Source organism: Rhodobacterales bacterium HKCCA1288, assembly GCA_015693905.1.
Taxonomy (GTDB): Bacteria; Pseudomonadota; Alphaproteobacteria; order Rhodobacterales; family Rhodobacteraceae; genus M30B80.
In genome coordinates this window covers 2,012,033-2,028,316 of record CP065161.1, presented here as the reverse complement: position 1 = coordinate 2,028,316, position 16,284 = coordinate 2,012,033, and the positions used below count along the sequence as shown (strand labels likewise).

General features: G+C 54.2%; 16 protein-coding genes, 1 tRNA gene and 1 pseudogene. 6 read left to right on the top strand and 12 right to left on the bottom strand.

The genetic code is table 11. The features are described from left to right. Positions 1 to 35: 35 nt before the first annotated feature. On the top strand, positions 36 to 269 hold the full coding sequence (locus I3V23_09920) for a MarR family transcriptional regulator (protein QPI84891.1): 234 nt from the start codon (positions 36 to 38) through the stop codon (positions 267 to 269). 31 nt (positions 270 to 300) lie between these two features. On the opposite strand, the gene I3V23_09915 is transcribed toward I3V23_09920, so the two are convergent. From I3V23_09915 to I3V23_09870, 10 genes and pseudogenes are all read right to left on the bottom strand, one after another. After that, positions 301 to 1,149 (bottom strand): sugar phosphate isomerase/epimerase, encoded by an 849-nt coding sequence (locus I3V23_09915; protein QPI84890.1) that lies wholly within the window; start codon positions 1,147 to 1,149, stop codon positions 301 to 303. Continuing rightward, positions 1,146 to 2,163, bottom strand: a pseudogene (locus I3V23_09910) (endonuclease). Before I3V23_09910 ends, I3V23_09915 begins: the two are co-directional and overlap by 4 nt. Continuing rightward, the gene (ugpC, locus tag I3V23_09905) at positions 2,160 to 3,206 is read right to left on the bottom strand and encodes a sn-glycerol-3-phosphate ABC transporter ATP-binding protein UgpC (protein ID QPI84889.1); all 1,047 of its coding nucleotides are present in this window, start codon (positions 3,204 to 3,206) and stop codon (positions 2,160 to 2,162) included. The pseudogene I3V23_09910 and the gene ugpC overlap by 4 nt, the downstream one beginning before the upstream one ends. 12 nt (positions 3,207 to 3,218) lie before the next feature. Beyond that, positions 3,219 to 4,091: an ABC transporter permease subunit gene (locus tag I3V23_09900; GenBank protein ID QPI84888.1), complete on the bottom strand. Its 873-nt coding sequence runs from the start codon at positions 4,089 to 4,091 to the stop codon at positions 3,219 to 3,221. A gap of 10 nt (positions 4,092 to 4,101) precedes the next feature. Further along, positions 4,102 to 4,983 (bottom strand): ABC transporter permease subunit, encoded by an 882-nt coding sequence (locus I3V23_09895; GenBank protein ID QPI84887.1) that lies wholly within the window; start codon positions 4,981 to 4,983, stop codon positions 4,102 to 4,104. A 65-nt stretch (positions 4,984 to 5,048) separates the two neighbouring features. After that, positions 5,049 to 6,350 carry an extracellular solute-binding protein gene (locus I3V23_09890; GenBank protein ID QPI84886.1) on the bottom strand — a complete coding sequence of 434 codons (1,302 nt, stop codon included), beginning with the start codon at positions 6,348 to 6,350 and terminating at the stop codon, positions 5,049 to 5,051. Positions 6,351 to 6,788: 438 nt separating this feature from the next. Continuing rightward, positions 6,789 to 6,864, bottom strand: a tRNA-Thr gene (locus I3V23_09885). A gap of 58 nt (positions 6,865 to 6,922) precedes the next feature. Continuing rightward, positions 6,923 to 8,494 (bottom strand): tetratricopeptide repeat protein, encoded by a 1,572-nt coding sequence (locus I3V23_09880; GenBank protein ID QPI84885.1) that lies wholly within the window; start codon positions 8,492 to 8,494, stop codon positions 6,923 to 6,925. Positions 8,495 to 8,507: 13 nt separating this feature from the next. Beyond that, positions 8,508 to 9,755 (bottom strand): hypothetical protein, encoded by a 1,248-nt coding sequence (locus I3V23_09875; GenBank protein ID QPI84884.1) that lies wholly within the window; start codon positions 9,753 to 9,755, stop codon positions 8,508 to 8,510. Between the two features lie 113 nt (positions 9,756 to 9,868). Beyond that, a complete protein-coding gene (locus tag I3V23_09870; protein QPI84883.1) occupies positions 9,869 to 10,597 on the bottom strand; it encodes a uroporphyrinogen-III synthase in 729 nt (242 codons plus the stop codon). A 91-nt stretch (positions 10,598 to 10,688) separates the two neighbouring features. On the opposite strand from I3V23_09870, the gene tsaD reads away from it, so the two are divergent. Genes tsaD through I3V23_09850 form a run of 4 tightly spaced genes read left to right on the top strand, consistent with a single transcriptional unit; the run spans position 10,689 to position 13,409 of the window. After that, the gene (gene tsaD, locus I3V23_09865; GenBank protein QPI86784.1) at positions 10,689 to 11,780 is read left to right on the top strand and encodes a tRNA (adenosine(37)-N6)-threonylcarbamoyltransferase complex transferase subunit TsaD; all 1,092 of its coding nucleotides are present in this window, start codon (positions 10,689 to 10,691) and stop codon (positions 11,778 to 11,780) included. Continuing rightward, positions 11,777 to 12,715, top strand: a complete 939-nt coding sequence (locus tag I3V23_09860; protein QPI84882.1) for an NAD(P)-dependent glycerol-3-phosphate dehydrogenase — start codon at positions 11,777 to 11,779, stop codon at positions 12,713 to 12,715. The genes tsaD and I3V23_09860 overlap by 4 nt, the downstream gene beginning before the upstream one ends. A 5-nt stretch (positions 12,716 to 12,720) precedes the next feature. Further along, the gene (locus I3V23_09855; protein QPI84881.1) at positions 12,721 to 12,993 is read left to right on the top strand and encodes a YciI family protein; all 273 of its coding nucleotides are present in this window, start codon (positions 12,721 to 12,723) and stop codon (positions 12,991 to 12,993) included. After that, positions 12,993 to 13,409 (top strand): EVE domain-containing protein, encoded by a 417-nt coding sequence (locus I3V23_09850; protein QPI84880.1) that lies wholly within the window; start codon positions 12,993 to 12,995, stop codon positions 13,407 to 13,409. The genes I3V23_09855 and I3V23_09850 overlap by 1 nt, the downstream gene beginning before the upstream one ends. Positions 13,410 to 13,635: 226 nt before the next feature. On the opposite strand, the gene I3V23_09845 is transcribed toward I3V23_09850, so the two are convergent. Both I3V23_09845 and I3V23_09840 read right to left on the bottom strand, forming a co-directional pair. Next, complete coding sequence (locus I3V23_09845) at positions 13,636 to 13,977, bottom strand: DUF2853 family protein (GenBank protein ID QPI84879.1); 342 nt, start codon at positions 13,975 to 13,977, stop codon at positions 13,636 to 13,638. Positions 13,978 to 14,135: 158 nt separating this feature from the next. Beyond that, positions 14,136 to 15,521 carry an adenosylhomocysteinase gene (locus I3V23_09840; protein ID QPI84878.1) on the bottom strand — a complete coding sequence of 462 codons (1,386 nt, stop codon included), beginning with the start codon at positions 15,519 to 15,521 and terminating at the stop codon, positions 14,136 to 14,138. Positions 15,522 to 15,684: 163 nt separating this feature from the next. Between I3V23_09840 and I3V23_09835 the strand changes: the two genes are divergently transcribed. Beyond that, positions 15,685 to 16,284 (top strand): HD family hydrolase, encoded by a 600-nt coding sequence (locus I3V23_09835; GenBank protein QPI84877.1) that lies wholly within the window; start codon positions 15,685 to 15,687, stop codon positions 16,282 to 16,284.

The window sequence follows — 16,284 nt, the reverse complement described above, 5'->3', positions numbered from 1 at the left end:
GCTGAGCATCCAATAGCGGTGTAAATGGGGAAGACATGTATATTGGCCATCTGGCCAATATACTGATATTTCGTGATAATTTGCCAAAAAGTGGCGCCGCTGAAGGGAAATGCCACGCCTTCATCAAGCAGCATCCAAGATGCATGCAAAAGGCAATCGTTGACGCCCTGGACACAGATAAAGGATCGGTCTCTCGGGCGGTCGCCAAGCTAATTGAGCGAGGATTGGTCGAGAAAGATCAGCGTGACGCGTTGATGGCAACGTCCTGAAGATACTTGCCAACCCTGCCAACCTGGCCAACTACTTAATTGACAGGGTTGGTGGGGTTAGCAGACTTGACCTAGCAAGGTCGCCCAGCCAACGTGCGGTATGAGGAATGCGGGCCATATCATCACGCACTTCAATGATTAGATGAGGGGTTTCATCAAGGGCATCAATCGCTTGTAAAAGAGGCTGCCAATTCAGCCGTCCCTGTCCAGGGTGCCAATGGCGATCTGAGTAACCATCTGCATCTTGAAGATGAACATGACCCAAATAACCTGCCGCTGCGGCTATAAAATCGACCACAGGCGGCGCAGTAAATTGACCATGCGCCAAATCGGCGTGTCCTGTGTCAATTGACACCTTTAGGTTCGGATGCCCGATTTCCTGAACAAGCGCTACACGCATGGTCGGGTCTGTGTCTTCAATATTCTCGATGACAAGATCACACCCAATATCTGCTGCGCGCGGCAAGATGCCAGCAAGACAGTCTGCTGCTGCTGCATTCATGGATGGAATGGAATTTGGGTAATTATAACGATTGAGCAAATCCCAATAAGAAAACGGGCTGTGAACAACCATATGTTTTGCCGACAGGGCCTCAGCGATCTCTAAGCCTTTCAAAAGCCGCTGCTGCACCAGTTTTCTCATATCGTAATCTGGATTTGCCAAATCCAAACCAAAAAATGGGCCATGGATCCCACGATGCCCCTTATGCTCTGAAAGCGCGCTTTTGTAATGTGCTATAATTGCAGAACAATCCCCCGCAATAAGATCAGGCGCAACGAAGTCTTGAATTTCAATGGGACGATCTTCGCTACAAATCCAATCCTTCAAGTGATCGAAGCCGTCACGGGTTACGGCCACACCAATCGTGGAAAGCGTCATGACTGCGCTCCTTTGCTCGCATAGGGATGCACTCTGCACCAAATGGCATCGTGATCTGACAAAACATCGCCCTCTTGTGTAACGGATGGAATGATGCGTCCGCCCTCGCCCCGCATGCCACGCAAAGCAAACCAATCGAGCTTCATTTTTCTTGTCGGATGGGGGGTCAGCAAACTTGGGCGCGTGGTGTCCCCTTCTGGGTTGATATCCCATGAATAGCCTTGCGACCGCGCAAGATCGAACAATCCTTCCCGCTGCCACGCAAAGTCGGGTGGCATGTGATTACCTGTGTTCAAATCCCCACCAATCACCACAGGCAGATCAGGCGCAAAATCATCAATCGCATCCAAGAGATGCGCGAATTGCGCCATTCGATGCTTACCATCTGCATTGCTTTCCAAATGGGTGGAGACAGCACAAATCGGGCCTGCATCGGTTTCAATCACAGCTAGAAGCGCCATACGCCCCCCAACGCGCGGTTGGTTTGGATCAACATTTGGGCCTGTGACAAACCAATGACCATGACTGTCAAGGCGCAGCATGGCGACCCGTGTCATAGGCGCACGTGATAAAATGGCGTTTTCCATGCCATCCGCGCGCGTTTTCGGTATCCTCGCAATAGGGCAGCTCAGTTTCACCGCCCAATCCCATTTCGAAGAATTCAACCCCATAGGCGTAGGCCATGCCCATTTCTTTTGCCATTTCGGCGGTTGTATGGCGCTGCGCGGTGCGGGCCATACCACAATCCATCTCTGAGAGCAGAACCAAGTCAGGAGCAAAAGGCGCAAGATGGGCGGCTGATTGTTCGGGGAACAAACAACGCTCAAGGTTCCATGCAACAACCGATATTTGCGCAGGTAACTTTGAGGATGCCGCAATCCCGCCGAGTTCGACAGAATTCATCACCTCAATTTGGCTCAGCAACTCGATATGGGCCTGCCGCGTCTTGGGCGCACGCAGAATACGGGTGCGCATTTGCTCCTCGATAATGGGCAATTCTGACACAATCATCATGACAGTCTCAGCCCCGATTTTGCGTCAAACAAAGACACCGCATGGAGTGGCATCGAAAAGCGCGATACCCCCGTCATGACATCATGGTCTTTTGGCACATGAACCGTGATGGGTTGTTCATCCAAGCGCCCATGCAGCAAGCGATGCGCGCCTAGTTCTTCAATTATGTCCACATGGATCGACAAAGATCCATTTGGGTCTGGCACGATGTCCTCGGGACGGATGCCCAAGGTCACTGTTTCATCAATGTCAGTTGCGGCAATGTTCAAAACCTGATCAGCGAGACGCAGGCCTGTCCCTTCGCGCGTCACCTGCAACAGGTTCATGGGCGGCGCCCCCATGAAGGACGCAACAAAGGTAGAGGCAGGGTTTTTGTAAATCTCAGCAGGCGTGCCAATTTGTTCGATAACACCACCGTTCATGACGATTATACGATCAGCCATTGTCATAGCCTCGACTTGATCATGGGTCACATAGACAGACGTCACGCCAAGGCGGCGTTGTAGGGCCTTAATCTCGATGCGCATTTGATTGCGCAATTTAGCATCGAGGTTTGACAAAGGTTCATCGAACAGGAACAGCGCGGGGTCACGCACAATCGCGCGTCCCATTGCAACGCGCTGACGCTGGCCACCTGACAGTTGGCTTGGCTTGCGATCCAAATACTCGGTGAGGTTCAGCATGCTTGCTGCCTCATCTACTTTTTTTGCGATCACATCACGCGGCACTGCTCGGTTTTTGAGGCCGTAGCCGATATTATTGCGCACAGTCATATGCGGATAGAGCGCATAGTTTTGGAAAACCATCGCAATGTCACGATCTGCAGGATCAATATCATTTACAACGCGATCCGCGATGCGCAGCACACCGCTTGAGATTTCTTCAAGACCTGCAATCATCCGCAGCATTGTTGATTTGCCACATCCAGACGGGCCAACCAAAACCACAAATTCACCATCAGTGATTGTAAAGCTTGCAGGTTTGACTGCCTCAAACCCATTGGCGTAAATTTTCTGAACTGCTTCAAAATGGACATGAGCCATTCTTTTATTCCCTTATTTATCGCTTTCAGTCAGGCCTTTGACGAACCAGCTTTGGAAAAACACTACGATCAAAACAGGCGGGATCACTGCAATCATTGCCAAGAGATTGCCACGCCCATATTCGGGCAAATTCGTGCCTTCAAAGACTTGGATGATCTGCTTGATCCCCCGAACCAGCGTATACATATCCTCATCGGTGGTGATCATGGTGGGCCAGAGATATTGGTTCCACCCGTAGACGAACATGATGATAAACATTGCCGCAATCATTGTTCGCGACAGCGGCACGAGGATATCGACAAAGAATTTCACGGGCCCCGCCCCGTCAATACGCGCGGCCTCAACCAGTTCTTCAGGAACCGACATAAAGAATTGCCGAAAGAAAAATGTGGCCGTGGCAGATGCGATCAAGGGAACAATCAAACCTTGATAAGTGTTTAGCATCCCCAAAGATTGCACGATCTCATAGGACGGTAAGATTCGCACCTCGAGTGGCAAAAGCAGCGTGGTAAAAATCGCCCAAAAAGCCAAGGTTGCAAACCGAAGGCGGAAATAGACAATTGCATAGGCGGCCATCATCCCCAAAACAATCTTGCCAATCGCAAATCCTATTCCGAGGATGAACGAGTTCATCAACATCGAAAGCCCTGTGTTTTCCCCCGAAAAACCAGATGCCTCGAACATGGCTTTGATAAAATTATCGTCTAATTGATCCCCGATATGCAGGCTTGGACCGCGTTGGATGATCTCCACATCAGGCACACTGGACAACTGCAAAACCATCAGCATCGGCACCAACATGAACAGCGCACCTAAAATCAAAACAAGATGATCCATGACCGTGCTGATACGGATGCGCTTAAGGGGTGTTTGTGAGAATTTCATTGATCCGCCCTCAGGTGTAATGAATGCGCCGCTCGACCAAGCGAAATTGCACGAAGGTCAGCGCGAGAACGAGGGCCATCAACACAACCGACTGTGCGGATGAGCCACCTAAATCATTGCCACGGAAGCCATCGACATAGACCTTGTAAACGAGGGTCATTGGATTGTTGCCTGGCTCACCCTTCACAACCGTGTCCACGATCCCAAACGTATCGAATAAAGCGTAGGTTATGTTGATGATCAGCAGGAAAAAACCAGTCGGTGCCAACAGTGGGAATGTGACTGTCCAAAACCGCCCTGAAGCAGACCGATTATCAATCAAAGCCGCCTCCCGCACAGAACGTGGAATGGATTGCAAACCTGAGAGGAAAAAGATGAAATTGACAGGAACCTGCTTCCAAATTGAGGTCAGGATCATTGCGAAGGCGGTGTCATTGAAATTCACACCGACCTGAAATCGATAGCCAAAGAGAGCGAAAAATTCGGTCAGTGGCCCCCAGCTTTGGTTGAACATGATCACCGCGATGAAGCCCGCAACGGGCGGTGCCACGGCATAGACCCACATCAACAGCGTGCGATAGGTCTTTGCGCCACGGATCACGCGATCAGCTTTGACCGCTAAGACCAACGCAATGGCGAGTGAAAAGAAGGTCACAATCGCCGTAAACCAAACTGTGAAATTTGCAATTTTCAAATATTCGCTGTTGCGAAAGAGGCTTTGATAATTGCCCAAGCCTACGAAACTAGAGCCAAATCCAAAGGGGTCTTGTAGGTAAAAGGATGACTGCACCGCGTATCCTGCAGGCCAATAGAAGAACACCGCGATAATGGCCAATTGTGGCAGCAATAATGCAACGGGCAGCCAGATATTTGAAAAAAGTGCGCGTTTCATAAAATGACCTCACGAATGGGAAACGGGCGCATCAAAAATGCGCCCGTCCCGAGGAATGTCAGGAATTAACCCTGTGTCTGCGCAAAACGAGATAGAAGTTCGTTTGCTTCAGTCTCAATTGCGTTGAACGCATCTTCTACAGAAGTTTCGCCCGTCAGGATGCGGCCATATTCACGGTTCATCACATCACGGATCTGAACATAAAAGCCCATACGGTAGCCGCGTGTGTTATCGCCCGATGGCAAAGAAAGCTGCTGAATGCCAACCTCAGCTGCAGGGAAGCGATCGTAATGGCCATCTGCTTTCGCCATGTCGTAGGCTGCAGTGGTGATTGGCACATAACCCGTCTCGCGGTGCCACATATACTGCACCTCAGGCGAGGTCAGATACTCGAAGAAAGCTGCAGTTGCCGCATTTTCGGCATCAGATTTGCCTGCCATTGCAAACAAAGACGCGCCACCAATAAAGGTCTGGGTCGGCGCCGTAGTAACAGCTTCCCAATAAGGCAAGAAACCTGCCGAGAAATCAAATGGCAAATCAAGCTGCGAAAGGCCACCGAAAGACCCCGAAGAGCCAAGCCAAATCGCAACCTTACCCTCTTCGAATGGGGTCTGGTTATCGCCCCAACCTGTGCCATACCATTCAAAGAACCCGCGCTCTTGCCAGTCAGTCAGAGCAGTGAAATGTGCGCGAATTGCTGGGTTGTTCACAAGGATCTGGGTGTCGATACCATCATAACCATTGTTGTTGGTCGCGAAGGGCAGGTTGTGACGTGAGAAGAAATTCTCAGTAAAAATCCAAGGCAGGTGAGATTGGGCCAAAGGAATGTAACCCGCTTCAACCAGCGCTGGTGCGGTCACATCTTGAAATTCTTCCCAAGTGACAGGTGGGGTGACGCCTGCTGCCTCCAAGGCTTGAACATTGTAATACATGATAGGCGAGGAGGAGTTGAACGGCATCCCGATCATCTTGCCATCGCTGTCCGCATAGAAATACCGCACACCCGAGATGTAATCTTCGATATCGAAGTTCACACCATTGGCTTCCATCAAATCCTGAACGGGAACGGTTGCGCCCTGCGCTGCGATCACAGTCGCTGCACCTGCGTCAAACACCTGAAGGATATTTGGCTGTTCGCCCGCACGGAATGCTGCGATACCTGCTGTTAGCGTTTCTTCGTATGTGCCCTTGAAAACAGGGGTGATCACATAATCGCTCTGACTTGCATTAAAATCCTCAGCAATTTGGTTGACGGTTTCACCCAGAGCGCCACCCATGGCGTGCCAGAATGTGATCTCAGTTTGCGCAACAGCGGCAGTCGACATCATCGCCAAACCAGTTGCAGCAGACAAAATTAGACGTTTCATTTGTTTTTCTCCAACAGAAACGCTGCAGGCATGCGCCTATTTGCTAGGACTAAACACAGCCCTGCCCCCACAGCATGAAAGTATCAGTGCGTCAGGCACTGAAGCGATCGATGATCCGAGGACAGAAAAAAAATCCCCTGTCCTTCGGTCAGGGGCCAAGTGCCAATTCAATGTTAAACTTAGTTAACGCTATCATTTCAAATTTGTGAAAATAGACGCCAAGACGATTTAATTCGTGAGACCGCCTCAATTCCAGAAAAATACGTCCAGAGCTCCCAATTGCCACTTAAGGTAGCAACATTGGTTGAGCGGTATCCGCAAAGATGTAGAGCACAAAGCCACGGGCGGAACGCTCTCGAAAAAAGTAAATAAAAGGGTAGATCCTAGCCCGTGAAGATTACATAGTAATTTGTTAAATATAGATTTTTTGGCTTGGAGTGGTGCCGCTGAAGGGACTCGAACCCCCGACCCCATCATTACGAATGACGTGCTCTACCAGCTGAGCTACAGCGGCCACGGGCGCGCTCTTAGCAAGGTTGTGCGCGCTTGTGTAGACCTAATGTGATCCGTGTTTAATTTACGCCACGGGCGGCCTGCACCGCGTCTGCGCCCTTACTGGCGTCCTCCTCATCATCAATCCGGAATTCAGGGCCCAAAGTTAACGTATCCTCGCCCGATACGGGCTCGACCACAGGCTCTGATGGGGCTGACTGCTGCGGGGTCGCAACTGTTTCAGGCGTTTTCACCGCAGCGGGGCTTGGGGCATCTAAGGCACCCACGATCAAAGGCAGCATTTGTTCAGGCCCTTGGAGCGCGGCCTCACTTTGCGGTGGCACCGCCCAATGCAACGTATCGAACCCATCACAATGGGTGCAGGTTGGGCGCCATTCAGCGTGAACATGACCACAGGCCTCGCACAGCCATTGCGGCCCACGCGATGCTGTAACTGCTTTTGCAAGCCAAGCCCGCACCAGACGATCTTCACCGCCTTCGCCGCGCTCAATTGCGGCCATAACAGTCAGGCTGCGCGCATCTGGCTCATCCTGTGCCAAACTGCCAAGGGCCTTGCGGGCCTCGCCAAATTCCTTCGCGGCGATTTGCAATTCCGCCTCCAAAAGGCGTGCCTCGCGGTGGCCTTGACGCTGCTTTAACAAAGGACGGAAGCGTTTGATCCGCGCCTCTGGCGTTTCTTCGGGAACGATTTCGGCAAAAGCTGCGGCTAGATCAGGGTGCGGCGCAAGACCCCATGCTTTTTGGATCACCGATGCGGCCTGCTTTGCCTTACCCTCGGCAATCGACATGCGCGCCGCCATCACTGCGGCGGGCACAAGGCTAGGAGATTGGCGATTGGCGGATTTTGCCAGCTCTGTCGCGCGGGCAATTTGGCCATCTGCCAAAGCCTCACGCGCATCGGCAAGGGCCAAGACAGCGTCACGGCGCTTATGCACATCGCGCGGCAAAGTGCCTGACCGCAGTTTTGCATTCAATGTGGCCCGTGCCCCTGCCCAATCTTCATATTGCGCCTGAAGACGCAGCAAGGTGTCCTGCATATCCGCATTTTTGGGCCGCAGGGCGAGGGCCTTTTCAGCGAGTTTCAACGCCGTGTCGGTGTCACCTGCGGCCAATTTCTGCTGCAACAAGCCCCGAACACCGACAAAACGGGTGCGCTCATCTTGAACCAAGGCTTTGAATGCTTCGGTCGCGCGGGCCTTGTCGCCCGCCATTTCCGCCCCTTGGGCAATCAATAAATTCGTCACCTCTGGCCGCGCCAGCAGCTTGGCTGCGCGCTCTGCCTTACGGATGGCCAAATGCCCTTCACCCGCGGCAAGGGCGAGGATCGAGTCCGACAATGCCTCAAACCCGCGTTTTTCGCTGCGGCGATTGAAATAACGGGTCAATGCAGTTTCATCGCCATTGAGGAAACGAATACCCGCCACGACCAGCCCTGTGAGGCGCATCAAAACCCACACCAGAACCAAAGCGGCCAGCGCCAACAACACCGACACAAAAGGTGTCAGAACAAATTCGCGCCCTGCCACCGTGATCAGCGCCACATCACCGATCTCGAGCAAATAGGTGGCCCCAATCGCCAAAAGGGCGGTGGCGGCTACGAAAATCAGCGCCTTGAGCATGGACCACAACATCACATCGCCCCCCTTAACCCGCTTGACCGATTGCGGCGCGATAGGTTTCGAAGGCCTCAGTCACAGAGAGACGCGCCTCAACCTGAGCGACCCAATCCGAAAATACGGCTTGGGCAGGGGCAGGCAGGGCCGAAAGTTCGGCCAAAGCCAAAGACAAATCGCCTTGATCAACGGCCCCTTGGGCACGGGACAAGATTGCATCTGGATCATCCCCGTCACGCGGGCTGAGCGACCGACCGCCAATTTGGCCTTGCAGGAACGCCCCGACGCGCGCGCTTAGTGTATCGCCTGCTGTTTCGCGCAAGGCAATTGGCAGCGCATCACGCGCCAAGGGCGCAAATTCCGTGCGGAGCTGCGACAGGCGCACCAGTCCCGTCTCGGCCGCAGTGTGCAACAGGGCGGGGGCGGAGATGCCTGATCCTGCCTCCGCATCAGATAGCGCCGCTGCAAACGGCGCACCGCTTTCCATCGCCAATGTCAGGCGCACAATCGCGCTGCTGGCCTGCAGGCGCGCCACTTCATTGGTGATCGTCTCACGCAATGAGGCGAGTTCGGTTTCAGCATCTTGTGAAACGGCCTCAAGCGCGCCCCGTTGGCTGTCTACTAGGGCCTGCAATGTGGCAATCTGCTGATCCAACGCGACACCATTTGCCCCCAAAAGTGAAACATCTACACCTTCGGGGCGGGCTTCAAGCGTGGCAATGCGCGATTGCAGATCGGAGAGCGCGTTGGCTTGCGCCGCAAGATCGGCGTCAAGCCCATCAAGCTTGGTGGTGATTGGGGTCAAATCAACCTGCGGCACCGAGACTGCATCAAGATCCGCACGAAGATCGGCCAAATCCGCCTCAAGCGGTGCAAGATCGACTGTGGCAGCCCCTTGGTCCGCGAGGCCTGCGCGCAGTTCATCCTGTGTTGCTTCAATGGCAGAGAGACGCGCGGCAATATCATTGGAGGGCTCCGCGCTTGGCAGAAGACTGGCCGCAGCGAAGCCAAGCCCGGCAGCAAGACCACCCCCTAAAACCATCGGCCAGACCGAATTGCGTGGCTTTGGTAAAGTCGTGGCAGCAGGCGCTGTTTCGGATTGGCTTGGCACAGCATCCGTTGCGGGCTTGGTTGCCGCTTTCGGCGCAGGTTTTGCCGTGGTCTTTACAGCCGCTTTGGGTGTCGCCTTCGCTGAGGTCGATTTGCGCGCCTGTGATGGTGTTCGTTTTGAACGCGACCCTGTGGAAGCCTGCGAAGATGTTGATTTTTTTTCCGCCATACAGACCTCTTACCCGTCAGAATCATGCTGTCCAGTTACATTGACAGCGTTTTCCAGCAGCTTAGAGCAGCCATCCCATGCGCTCAAGCCTTGCAGGCCACCCGATCGCGCCTTTAGCGAAGATATCTCGCTAGCGCATCAATCATCGCGCCTGCATTAGGGGATTGTGCCACAGATACCTGCGCCTGAAACGCGGCAGGGATGGCATCAGCGGTTGCTGCACTGATCGCAACAAGCCGCAAGTCCGCGCCCCTGTTTTCTGGCAAGGCCGCAAAAAACAAAGCTGCAGAGCGGGGTGAAAACAGCGGGACAACAATCGATCTATCGCTTTGAAAAAGTGAGGTAAATTCAGCATCAGGGGCCAGTGCAACCTGCGCGTATATCGCCAAGTGATCAGCCGTCTGGCCTGCGGCTTGCAATGTCGCGCACAGATCGCCCGCTTGGTGGCGCCCATGCAGATGGAGCACCCGCGCCGAGCGCGGCAGATCCGCCAAGATCAACGCTGAAAGATCAGTAACATCACCCTCAGCAGATCGCGCCACGAAACCCAAAGCCCGCGCCGCTTGCGCGGTTTTTTGCCCAACACAATAGGCTGTGACCCCCAAAGCCGCGTCAGGTTCCTTTGACAATTCAGCAAAGGCAGAAACCCCGTTTTCCGAGGTGAACACGACCGCATCATAGCGCGAGATATCCACATCCACGGGGATCACAGACATCGTCATCAGGGGATGGATCGAAAGCGCGGGCCGCTGCCCCAAAGCCGCCGTCATCTCATCAGCAAACCGCTGCGATTGCGCAGCAGAACGGGTCAGAAGGATCAAAGGGCAAGCATTGTCAGCCATAGCCTGCAATGATACCTGCCTTGCGAGGCGCTTACAATTGGCTTCCATCGCAGATATCTTTGGTCTGCAATGGGCGAAGGATCCACGGGGCATGACCGCAGGGCAAAGACTAACCATCTTGGGGCTGGAATCGAGCTGCGATGATACGGCCGCTGCGGTGCTGCGCCGCGAGGCTTCGGGGGATCTTGTTCTTCTGTCATCTGTTGTGGCAGGTCAAACATCCCTGCACGCCGAATTTGGTGGCGTGGTTCCTGAACTGGCCGCGCGCGCCCATGCTGAAAAATTGGATCACATGGTCGAAGAGTCCTTGGCGCAGGCAGATATCCCCTTAGCCGATATAGACGCCATCGCGGTCACTGCGGGCCCTGGTCTCATTGGGGGCGTTTTGTCAGGCGTCATGGCCGCCAAAGGATTGGCTTATGGTCTCGGCAAACCCTTGATTGGGGTTAATCATTTGGCAGGCCATGCCCTGACCCCACGCCTGACAGATGGGATGCGTTACCCCTATCTGATGCTCTTGGTTTCAGGGGGGCATTGCCAGTTTTTACATGTCAAAGGCCCTGACGATTTCACGCGCCTCGGGGGCACAATTGACGATGCCCCAGGCGAGGCCTTCGATAAGGTTGCACGGATCATGGGATTGCCCCAACCTGGCGGGCCATCAGTGGAAAAGGCGGCACAATCTGGGGATGCCCGCCGATTTTCACTTCCCCGTCCGCTCTTGGATCGCGAGGGCTGCGATATGTCATTTTCAGGCCTAAAAACGGCCGTGCTGCGCCAACGTGATCAATTGGTTGCCGCCCAAGATGGGCTTTTTGAACAAGACCGCGCGGATATTTGTGCCAGTTTCCAAGCTGCAATGCGTGATGTTTTGGCCGAGAAATCACGCCGCGCCTTGGCCTTGGCAGATGGGATCACAGGATTTGCTGTGGCGGGTGGGGTGGCCGCAAATCAAACCCTGCGCAAGGCGCTTGAGGCTGTCTCGGATGAGGCCAATACGCCATTTGTCGCGCCACCATTGGCCCTATGCACAGACAATGCTGCTATGATCGCTATGGCGGGGCTAGAACGCTATCTCGAAGGGGCGCGGGATGATATGACATTATCCGCCCGCCCACGCTGGCCCTTGGATCAAAGCGCCCATGCCATGCTTGGCTCAGGAAAAAAGGGGGCGAAGGCATGATTGATATCGCAGGCGCAGGCGCCTTTGGCACAAGCCTTGCCATAGCATTGGCCCGTGCGGGTCGGCCCGTGCGCCTTTGGGCCCGCGAGGGTGCCGAAAACATGCGCCAATCCCGCGAAAATGCGAAACGTCTGCCCGATATCCGCTTGCCTAACCAAGTAGAGGTCACGGATGATTTAGACGCGCTAAGAAGCGATATTTTGCTACTGGCCATTCCCACGCAAAAGCTTGGGTCATTTTTAGATGGCTATAGGCCGCGCGCGGGTCATCTTGTTTCCTGCGCGAAGGGGATTGATTTGACCACGGGTCTTGGCCCTGCATCACTGCTGAGCGCGCGATTTCCAGACAAAGTCGCGGCACAGCTCACGGGTCCCAGTTTCGCGGTCGATATCGCGCGCGGCCTACCAACCGCCCTGACCTTGGCGTGTCAGGATGCGACCGCCGTGACTACGCTGCAAAAGGCGCTATCCACGCCCAATCTGCGCCTTTACGGAAGCACCGATGTTATCGGGGCAGAGATGGGGGGCGCCCTTAAGAATGTAATCGCCATTGGGGCAGGTGCAGTCATGGGGCGGGGCTTGGGCGAGAGCGCGCGCGCCGCCTTTATGGCCCGCGGGTTTGCCGAAATGCGCAGGATCGCACGCGGGTTTGGCGCGATGGATGACACGCTTTCAGGACTGTCGGGACTTGGCGACTTGATCCTGACCTGCACTTCGGAAAAATCGCGCAATATGCGCTTTGGCATGTCCCTAACCCAAGGCACAGCTTGGTCGGAGGACAGCACAGTAGAGGGGGTTGCGACCGCGCGGGGCTTGGCCGCGCGGGCTGAAATTGACACACCCCTTGTCGATGCCGTGGCGAGGCTCAGCGCAGGTGAAGTAGAGTTTGACGAAATAACAGAGGCGCTTTTGGCGCGCCCTTTGACCATGGAGTAAAGAAAATGCGTTACGCGTTGATGTGCACAGACAAGGCCGAAGCCCTACAAACCCGCCTTGATAACCGCGAGGCCCATTTGGCCTATATCGCCGAGACAGGCGTGGTTGAAATGGCAGGCCCACTTTTGGATGAGGCAGGCAAGATGATCGGATCGCTCGTCATTATCGAGGTCGAAACCCGCGCAGACGCCGAAGCTTGGGCCACGAATGATCCTTACGCAAAAGCAGGGCTTTTTGCGAAAACCCGTATCGAAGCATGGAAAAAGGTCATCGGCTGATGGCGTATTGGCTGTTCAAATCCGAACCCGACACGTGGAGTTGGGCGCAGCAATCTGCCCGCGGGGATCAGGGAGAGGAATGGAACGGCGTGCGCAATTATCAGGCGCGTAACTTCATGCGGCAAATGGAAATCGGGGATCAGGGGTTTTTCTATCATTCTCAGACCGAAAAGGCCGTGGTGGGCCTTGTCGAAGTCATCGCCACAAGCCACCCCGACAGCACCACGGACGACCCGCGTTGGGACTGCGTGGATATCAAAGCCCTCCGCCCCATGCCCCGCCCTGTGAGTTTGGAAATGGTTAAGGCCGAGCCTCGTCTTGCAGAAATGGCCTTGCTGCGCCAATCGCGCCTCTCGGTGCAACCCGTGACACCAGAAGCCTGGGATATCATCTGTAAAATGGGTGGGCTGGAATAAAGAAGGAGGGCCCCGATCAGATCGGAACCCTCCGCCACCCACGCGCTCTTCTCGCTCCGCACGTGTTCGAATGAGGGCCCGCCATACTGATCAGGCAGGGTGTGGATAACATAACCCCCTGCGAGCAATCAAAGAAAAAGCACGTCGAATTTTATCGATCACATAAGAAGGCCCCCAACACCGCCGTGGCAGTTGGGGGCCTGTTTGACTGATAAAGCGGTCAGGGTCAGCGATAGACGCTTTCTTTGCCAAAATGCTTGACCAACATGTAATAGATCACCGCGCGGTATTTGTTCCGCTCTGAGCGACCATAGGTTTCGATGACGCTATTGATCGCATCCATCAACTGAGGGCCATCGGCCAGACCCAGTTTCTTGATCAGAAAATTATTCTTCACCGTTTCCAATTCGGACGGTTGGCTGCCTGCCACTGTTGAGGCATCTGCATTATAAATGGACGGCCCTAGACCAATCGTCACCTTGGTCAGAAGATCCATATCCGCATCCATGCCGCATTTGTTTTTCAAATCGCCCGCATATGTGGCGATTAAATCATCACGTTTGCCCATCACAAACTCCCCCTAAAGACACATTGGCCCGAAGGGTAATCCCATCGGGCTAAGGGTAGACAGGCAAGTCACGGATAAAAAATAAACCTAAAAATAAAAGATCGAGCATTTTTGCCCGATCTTTCAATCTTTTCAGCCATATCGCGCAGGGTCGCGCGTCAGTAGCGGTAATGCTCTGGCTTGAATGGGCCTTCAGGCTGAACACCGATATAATCCGCTTGGGATTTATCCAGCTTGGTCAGCTTCACGCCAATCCGATCCAAATGCAGACGGGCCACTTTCTCGTCCAAATGCTTGGGCAGAATGTAAACCTCGTTCTTATAATTCCCGCCATTCTTCCACAGTTCAATCTGCGCAAGCACCTGATTGGTGAAAGAGGCAGACATCACGAAAGAGGGGTGGCCTGTGGCATTGCCAAGGTTCAACAAGCGGCCTTCAGACAAAAGAATGATGCGGCTGCCCGAGGGCATTTCGATCATATCCACCTGCTCTTTGATATTCGTCCATTTGTGGTTTTTCAAAGCCGCAACTTGGATCTCATTGTCGAAATGGCCGATATTGCCCACGATGGCCATATCCTTCATCTCGCGCATATGTTCGATGCGGATGACGTCCTTATTGCCCGTGGTGGTGATGAAGATATCCGCGCTTGCGACCACATCTTCCAAAAGCACCACTTCGAACCCGTCCATGGCCGCCTGCAGCGCGCAAATCGGATCAACCTCCGTGACTTTGACGCGCGCGCCCGCGCCGCGCAAACTCGCGGCGGAACCTTTGCCCACATCGCCGTAACCACAGACGACAGCAACCTTACCTGCCATCATTGTGTCAGTCGCGCGGCGGATGCCGTCAACGAGCGATTCCTTGCAACCGTATTTATTGTCGAATTTCGACTTGGTGACGCTGTCATTGACGTTGATCGCGGGGAAGGGCAACTGACCCTCACGCACCAATTGATAAAGGCGGTTGACGCCTGTGGTGGTTTCCTCAGACACGCCCTTGATCTGGTCGCGCACTTTGGTGAACCAGCCCGGGCTTTGCCCCATGCGCTTTTTGATCTGCGCTTTGATCACTTCTTCTTCTTCGGATTGCGGGACGGGGATGATGTCCTCGCCCGCTTCAGCACGCGCGCCCAAAAGAACGTAAAGGGTCGCATCACCGCCATCGTCCAAGATCATGTTGGGGCCATCGGCAAAGAGGAAGGATTTATCAAGATAATCCCAATGCTCTTCCAAGGTTTGGCCTTTGATGGCGAAAACAGGAATGCCGGCCTTGGCAATCGCGGCGGCCGCGTGATCTTGGGTGGAGAAGATATTGCAGCTGGCCCAACGCACATCGGCACCCAAAGCCGCCAATGTTTCAATCAGAACGGCAGTCTGAATGGTCATATGCAAAGAACCGACAATGCGCGCGCCTTTGAGGGGCTTTTCGGCGCCATATTCCGCACGCAATGCCATCAGGCCTGGCATTTCCGTTTCAGCAATGTCCAATTCTTTGCGGCCATAATCGGCAAGGGCGATATCTTTGACGATGTAATCGTTCACGAGTGCAGCCTCCTTGAGGGCGGATAATCATGTCTCTAAGTTGGCGTGGCCATAGCAGCCTTGCGGCCCCACGGCAATGGCACTGCGTCCATTCGCGTGGGATGCGTTGCATCTGAAGCGAAGGGCTATATGGTTTCGTAAAACGTGAAGGACAAAAGAACCTATGCCGCGCTCAACACCCATCCGTGCTTGGCAACGAATGTTATCGGGTCGAAGGCTAGACCTGCTTGACCCCACACCCGTTGATATCGAGATCGAGGACATCGCCCATGGCCTCGCATTCGTAGCGCGTTGGAACGGTCAAACGCGCGGCGATTATCCTTATTCCGTGGCTGAGCATTCGCTGTTGGTTGAACAGATTTACGACCTGCAACATCCCAACGGCCCCTTGAAATGGAATCTGGCTGCGCTTTTGCACGATGCGCCCGAATATGTGATTGGCGATATGATCAGCCCCGTTAAATCCGCCGTGGGGCCTGGATATGCGGAATTGGATGCACGCTTAACCGCTGCAATTCATCTGCGATTTGGCCTGCCTGCCGAATTGCCCAAAACGGTCAAAACACGGATCAAACAAGCGGATCGCATCAGCGCGTGGATCGAGGCCGTGCAAATCGCGGGCTTTTCAGAAACCGAAGCAGATCAATTTTTTGGCAGGCCCGAAGCCAAGCTTCTGTCGCAAATCACCCTTGCGCTGCGCCCGCCCGCAGAGGTGCGCGCAGATTTCACCGCACGGCACAACGCGCTCATCGCGCGGATTTAA